Raw genomic sequence first — 6,895 nt, forward strand, 5'->3', positions numbered from 1 at the left:
CGCCTTCGTCTTCATCTCGCATGACCTCGGCGTCGTGGAGCATATCGCCCATCGCGTCGCCGTCATGTATCTGGGACGGATCGTGGAACTCGCGCCCTGCGAGACGCTATTCGCCAAGCCAGTCCATCCCTACACCGAGGCGCTGATCGCGGCGGCTCCGGTGCCGGATCCGACGCGCCCGTGGAGGGCGAGGTGCCAAGCCCGATCAACCCGCCGACAGGGTGCGCATTCCACCCGCGCTGCCCGCTGGCGGTCGAACGTTGCCGCATCGAGGTACCGCCTTTGGTACCGATGCCAGACGGCCGCGTCGTCGCCTGTCATGTGCGTGCTCCGGCTTGTGCGCAACCGCCCCGGGACGCAGGTTTTCCCGGTTTGCGCTCGGTTAGCCTCGCGGCGACCACTACGTCGCCGGTATCGGGCGCGGCACAGCCTGAGGACTCCGCGGCGGCGATCATCGAATAACTGCGTTTACGATGGCTCCATCCTGGGCCCACCGGTGGGCGCGCAAAAAAATGCTTTGCGGCCTCATCCCTCCGCCTGGATTGAGTCGCAGGGACCGAATGGCACACGTGCTTTTGGAACCGGCAGAGTGGTCATAACGCAATTGTCTTCCCGCTATCTTTACAGAGATTCGACAATCCAGTTGGTGAAGGTCCATATCGCGCAATCATTGATGCGCTTAGGTCTGGGCCTGCGCCCATCCGGAACCATCTAATCAAGACGACCGACACCAACGTAGAGAATTGCTTCCCCATGAGAGAGGCCTCGCGGCGGACATAACAGTGCGTCACTCTTCATGATCGCGGCCTGGGAGGATTTCGGGATCGAGCCAGTGCAACGGCACGATAGGGCGAAGGTCTGGCAGCTCTTGCAACTGCCGACCTCGATGGGAGAGGCACATCGCGATCTGTCCGGCAGAGACTGCACTGTCCGTTCATGAAGACGTCGTGCTGGTCTCCATAAGAGAAGTATTCTGCTGCAGGAGGTGCCCGATTAGCTATTCGGAAAAAGGCGACATCGACGTGCAAATCGGGCGCCGCCGGTAGGCGTCCCTCAATGTCGGATTTCCGACAGGATCGCAAATCCGCCAACCCATTGTTAATAAAGTTTTCCTGCTCTGGCACGGCCCATGCATGGGGTTCTGCGAACGCATCAGCGAGACCTCCTCCACGATCATGCGCACTGAAAATGCCGCCGCCGCAGTGAAGACCGCGCTCTCGCCTGCCATCAAGCCGCCGAAAGGCCGGCGCGCCATGGTTGAGGCGGGCGATTGCGCCGGCTTCAAACACCTGAATGGGCTGGAAAGCGTCTCGCGTGATGGCGACGCCGGCATCCAGACGGGCGGAAAGGACATACGTCGTTGCCCCACCTAGCCGGTATGACCCGTCGATTGTCACCGCGCTGGAATGCTCGGGTCTATATTCGACAACCCGAACGCGCAGGACAATTCTCGCAAATCCGGTCGGCACCGGGGCTCGAAAACGCCCGCGAGGGGGAGCCCAATCGCTATGGCCGATATTCGCCGCGAACAACCCGCCGAGTGGGAAAAAACCTATAGGAGGAAAGCAAGTGGAGTTATCTTGCGTTGGAGTCGGTGCTGGGCCGTCCAATTTGAGCCTTGCGTGTCAGATACACGAGCAAGTTGGGCAAGGGGCACTGTTCCTGGATCGGCAGGTCGACTTCCGCTGGCATCCAGGCATCGCATTCGATTCCTCAGAGCTCCAGGTGAGCCACTTCAAGGATCTGGTCACGCTGGTGAATCCGCGATCAGCCTACACTTTCGTAAACTACCTGTACGAGAACGGGCGTCTGTACCACTTCCTGAACGCACAGTTCGAGGCTGTGTTCAGAGCTGAGTTTGAGCAGTATCTGAACTGGGCCTTCCACAGGAACCCACTTGTCCGTGGCGGCGAGACCGTGCACGAAATCCGCTTTGACGGCGAGTTTCGGGTGCGGACGGATAAGGCGGTTCTCGGCGCCGGAAACGTCGTGGTCGGCATTGGCAAGCAGGCGCAAATTCCGCCTCAGTTTCAGGGCTGGACTGGACGCAACCTGTTCCACTCATCTGTTTTATTGCACATCCATCCTGAGGTGCGGAGAAAGCATGTCTGCGTGGTTGGCGGAGGCCAGTCGGGAGCCGAGGTGATGTTGCACCTTGTCGGCCTGCCGAAAGAACGGCGGCCTGCCTCGATCACTTGGGTCTCGCAGCGTGAGAACTACCTGCCTCTCGACGACAGCCCGTTCACAAACGAGTTGTTCATGCCCTCCTTTTCGGATCGTTTCGCGGCGATGAGCGAGTCGCAGCGTAAGCTGCTCCTGCGGCGTTTCGTGCTTGCCTCGGACGGCATTTCGGAAAGCACGTTGCGCGCGATCTATCAGGCGCTGTACCGCCACGCATTTGTCGAGCCAAACCGACGCGACATCACACTGCGGCCGGGCTGCACCGTCTCGCACTGCATCAACGCCGGACCGGGTCACAGGCTGACCCTGCAGCACGGCATGGACGAGGTCGAAGAAGTCACGGCTGACATCGTCATCCTGGCCACCGGTTACGAGAACGCAGTGCCAGACTTCTTGGAACCCATCGCGCACCGGCTGGAGCAGATCGACAATGAATTAGCTATTCGCGAGGATTTTTCGGTGAGCTGGGACGGACCGCGTGACAGACGCATCTTCGTACAAAACGCGAGCCTCGGGCAGCGCGGTCTGGCCGATCCGAACCTAAGCCTGCTGGCCTGGCGCGCGCGCCGCATCCTCGATAGCCTTCTTGGGCGCGCGCCATGCGCGAACCCCGAGCATCCTGGCTTCATCAGCCATACCTCGATCGAGAGCTGGCCCGCCCCCGCAGCCGAAGAAATGGGCAGCGGGATATGACTCGTAGACTTTTGATAATCGGCGGTGGCATCCTAGGAATGATGTCCGTCTCCGCTGCGGCGAAGGCCGGAGGCTTCTCCGAAATCATCGTGACCGAACAAGCCCTTGGACCAAGCGGCGCATCGCATTATTCTGGGGGCGTGCATTTCCCCTACGGTTGTCAAGACCGTACCAGGTCGCTGACTCGAAAAAGCGCCGTGGTCTTGGCGGCCATGGCTGGGTCGGCGGTCAGCGGATGGTGCCGGCCTTTAGCGATGCGTGTCGTGGCTGGACCGGGTGCGATTGATCCGTCCCAGTTTACGGAACCCCTGGACCCGGGTGAGCCTGATATAGGCAGTCTCGCGCCGAGCTTCTGCGGACAATATCCGCCGGAGCGGAACGCACTTAGCATCGCCGTCCCACATGACGTGAGTCCGTCTCCGTGGACCCGCAACTTGACCAGCGCCCGACTGCCCTAATTGGGATGTCCGACCAACCAGTCTTTCCAACAGGAGGCTTTTCGCATGTTGACTGATGCACAAAGAGAAAAGTGGCAGAAAGACGGATACGTCAGGCTCGAAAGGTTCTTCGCTCCAGCGGATCAGGAAGATATCTCTACTTTTGTCGAAGAGATGTCACGCTGGGATGTCAGCGATGATAAATGGCTCATGTGGTTCGAGAAGACGACGGACAATCGAAAGATCATCTCCAAGATCGAGAATTTTCTCGACTTCCATGATCCATTGCGTCGTTTGCTCTTAGAAGATCAGAGCATAAAGTCAGCGGTCGAAGATTTGCTTGGCGAAGATTCGCGCAGGCTCAAGGAGTTGCTGATTTTCCACTACCCCGACAGCGGCGGCTATCTTCCGCATCAGGACATTTATCACATTCCACACAAACTCCCCGACCGGATGGTCCATGCGGTGGTTGCCATAGGCATCGACGACTCCGACCCGGAAAACGGCGGGCTTTTCTTCAGCCCCGGCAACCACAAGAAGGGGGTGTTTCCCATGGATGCCGGTGGGGTGATCGATCCTCAAGTCGCCGAAATGTTCTCGTGGGAACCCGTAGTATGGAAGGCTGGCGACATCTTCATCTTCGACGATTACGCACCGCACTACTCACGACCGAACAAAAGCAATCGTTCGCGGCGGACACTCTACTTGGTGTTCCAGCGTGCTTCAACCGGTGGACCGACCCGCGCTGAATATAACGTGCTTAAGCGCGCCCTTAACCCGCCCGAGGGCAAGGTGGCCGATCTCGACAAACTCAAGCCCCCAAATGGCATTTTCTATCGCGATTGAGCTCACGCAGCCAAGCGGAGGCATGCACACGAAACTGATCGACCGCTCAAAAATGCGCGGAGAGTATGGCGTTCTGATTTGCGGGCTCGCGGAGCATCGACCGCAGCCCGTTACGACGCTTCGGCACGTGGATTGTGGAGGTGGTCGCAGGGCGGTCTTCTATGACGCCTACAGCCCGACTGGCGCCCCCCTCGTCGCCCGCCTGGCGGCCCAGAGCCGCATTATTCTGGCCGAGGCCGCCAACGGGTTGGGCTGCCGCTTCTCTGCGCAACTTGCACAAGGGGCTGTTGCGTTGGCAGCCGAAGATCCCACGGCTTCAACAGCTTAGGTTCGTTGTCATGCGCAAATACACGTTTTCTCGAACGGAACTGTCGCGGGCGTTCGGTATCGACATGGTCACGCTTGGAACGGGAAGCGTCGGCACGGGTTTTTCGTTCGGTAGGGTGGTACCGGGCGTTACATCCGAGCCCCATCGGCACGACGAAACCGAGGCCTTCGTGATCCTGTCAGGATCGGGCAAGGTCAGGACCGACCTTGGGGAAATCTCGGTCGAGGCGGGCGATGTCGTTCTGTTCCACCCTTTTGAAGCGCATGTGCTGCGCAACGACGGAAACGAAGACCTAGATTTCGTCGATGTCTACTGGCGAGACGGAGAGGCCGCCCTTGATGCCGCTGCAAAGACCACGGCTCCACGCGGGCCGATCTTCGTCTTCTCCACGCCGCCAACGCCAAATGGCGATCTGCATCTGGGGCATCTTTCTGGCCCCTATTTCGGCGCCGACGTCTATACTCGTTTCCTGCGCATGAAAGGAGTCGACGCATATCACCTCACTGGAAGCGATGACAACCAGAGCTACGTCACGACACGCGCCGATGCCGATCAATCGACGCCTGCAAACGTGGCGCGCTACTACGCCGACGAGATTCGCGCCACGCTTGCACTTCTCGATTGTGACGTCCACAGCTTCCAACCCACAATGGGCGATGACGGTTACGGCCAGTTTCAAGCCGCGTGTTTCCGCAGTCTTCTGAGCAGCACGGCGGTAGATCTGCGCCAGAGCCCTGCGCTTTTCGATGCTGTGACAGGCCACTATCTTTACGAACCAGATGTTAGCGGCCTCTGCCCCGATTGCGGCGGCTCCGCCGGTGGGAACATCTGCGAGGAATGCGGCGCCCCAAACCTTTGCCACGACTTGGGTGCAGCCCGGTCACGGCAGTCTGCCGAGGCGCCGCTGGTCGGCTCCGTCCGCCGCCCGGAACTTGCCATGGACCGATGCTACGACAATATCGACCGGCATCTAAGGGCGTCGGGCGTCCCGCTACGGATCTTGGATCTCTTTGCGCGCCTACGCCGACGAGGCAACTTTTCAGTGCCCATTACCCACCCCTCGGCCTGGGGCCTGCCAGCCGAAGGGTTCCCGGGGCAAGTGATCTGGGTCTGGCCGGAAATGGCCTTCGGTTTTCTTTACAACATCCAGGCGCTCGGCCGCTCGCTGGGTCGCGACTGGAAGGCGGAGATGCCCGGCAACGACTGGCAGATTGTCCATTTCTTCGGCTTCGACAATTCGTTCTACCACGCGCTACTCTACCCCGCTCTTTACGCCGAGGTCTTCTCCCACTGGACGCCACGCATCCACTATCACGTCAACGAGTTCTATCTGCTCGACGGCAAGAAGTTCTCAACCAGCTGCCGCCATGCGGTCTGGGGCAAGGAGGTTCTGAGCCCAAAGACAGTCGACGTCGTGCGCCTCCATTTGGGCCTGACACGCCCGGAAGGTGAGCGGACGGATTTCACGTTGGACGCGCTGCGCCGCACCGAGAACGAGGTGTTCCAAGGGATTTGGCTGAACTGGCTTGATGCGTTGAACCAGGAAATCAAGCAGGATTTTGGTGGCAGTGTGCCCGACGCAGGCGACTGGAGTCCGGCCGACCGCGCCTTCTTTGCTCGGATAGAGACCTATCGCGCAGCGATGGAGCGCACCTATTCGGACGAGGGCTTCTCGGTCCGGTGCGCGGCCGCGCAGGTCTGCGATTTCGTGCGCCATTGCGTGATCTACCGTCAGGCGCAAGACTATCCGGCGCCGCGACGTCTCTATCCCGCCCGCATCCGGACTTCGCTCGCCCTTCAGACGACGGCTGCTGCGATCCTGGCACAGACACTCGCCCCGCTGATGCCTCGATTCGCCAGAACGCTGGCGCGAGGCATCGATGGCGTCTCAACCGAAACATGGCCCCGGTCCGTCCAGCGCCTTGCGCCCGGGACGCGCTTTGATCTCGGACCCGTGTTGGTGTTCTACGCCAAATCCGGCAATCCTCATCTCGATGAGGAGGAAGCACTATGAGCCCAAAGCTGCACCAGTGAGCTACCCCAATCTCGACCAGATCTGCGCGGCAATCAAAGCCGATGATGCCAAATATCTTTACTCGCTGTCACTGGCGACCGAAGCCGCTATCAGACGGTAGAGACCAGATTGGCGGACCTGAACCAACGCATCGTCGGCACCCTGGCCCGCGCCTTCGAGGACCGCTCGGCCGATCGCTTCCCAGCCCTTGCTGTCAATGACCGTGGAATCGGGACCCCATATTTTCGCGTAAAAGGGACCCCGGTTTGAGGCTTGTGAGAGGCACGACTTGGAGCGCCCGATCAGGCGGAGCTGGTCGGGGTTGCACAGCCTGATCGGGCGCGGCTGATTGGCTTTCGGCTTTAGATCCCATGAGGAGTGAACGGCGGCCGGCGC

At 60.1% G+C, this 6,895-nt stretch carries 5 protein-coding genes and 1 pseudogene; 5 read left to right on the forward strand and 1 reads right to left on the reverse strand.

Features of this window, described 5'->3' with window-relative positions; all coding sequences use genetic code 11:
• The 5 genes and pseudogenes from NKJ91_RS32965 to NKJ91_RS32985 all read left to right on the forward strand — a co-directional run.
• Nucleotides 1-462 (forward strand): annotated as a pseudogene (locus tag NKJ91_RS32965) (oligopeptide/dipeptide ABC transporter ATP-binding protein); the annotation flags it as partial.
• A gap of 671 nt (nt 463-1,133) precedes the next feature.
• Nucleotides 1,134-1,373: a hypothetical protein gene (locus NKJ91_RS32970; protein WP_352458836.1), complete on the forward strand. Its 240-nt coding sequence runs from the start codon at nt 1,134-1,136 to the stop codon at nt 1,371-1,373.
• Nucleotides 1,374-1,569: 196 nt separating this feature from the next.
• Entirely contained in the window at nt 1,570-2,874 is a 1,305-nt protein-coding gene (locus NKJ91_RS32975) for a lysine N(6)-hydroxylase/L-ornithine N(5)-oxygenase family protein (RefSeq protein WP_352458837.1), read from the forward strand.
• A gap of 503 nt (nt 2,875-3,377) precedes the next feature.
• Entirely contained in the window at nt 3,378-4,157 is a 780-nt protein-coding gene (locus NKJ91_RS32980) for a phytanoyl-CoA dioxygenase family protein (RefSeq protein ID WP_352458838.1), read from the forward strand.
• A gap of 338 nt (nt 4,158-4,495) precedes the next feature.
• Nucleotides 4,496-6,499, forward strand: coding sequence for a class I tRNA ligase family protein (locus NKJ91_RS32985; protein WP_352458839.1), 2,004 nt, complete (start codon nt 4,496-4,498; stop codon nt 6,497-6,499).
• 78 nt (nt 6,500-6,577) lie between these two features.
• Here the strand turns inward: NKJ91_RS32985 and NKJ91_RS32990 are convergent.
• The coding region (locus tag NKJ91_RS32990) for a hypothetical protein (protein WP_352458840.1) at nt 6,578-6,895 on the reverse strand (318 nt) is incomplete at its 5' end.

This window comes from Mesorhizobium sp. M0040 (assembly GCF_040323505.1).
Classification (GTDB): domain Bacteria; phylum Pseudomonadota; class Alphaproteobacteria; order Rhizobiales; family Rhizobiaceae; genus Mesorhizobium.

Coding starts and splice junctions, on each gene's coding strand:
- NKJ91_RS32980 (WP_352458838.1), top strand. CDS start 3,378: ATGTTGACTGATGCACAAAGAGAAAAGTGGCAGAAAGACGGATACGTC.
- NKJ91_RS32985 (WP_352458839.1), top strand. CDS start 4,496: ATGCGCAAATACACGTTTTCTCGAACGGAACTGTCGCGGGCGTTCGGT.
- NKJ91_RS32970 (WP_352458836.1), top strand. CDS start 1,134: ATGGGGTTCTGCGAACGCATCAGCGAGACCTCCTCCACGATCATGCGC.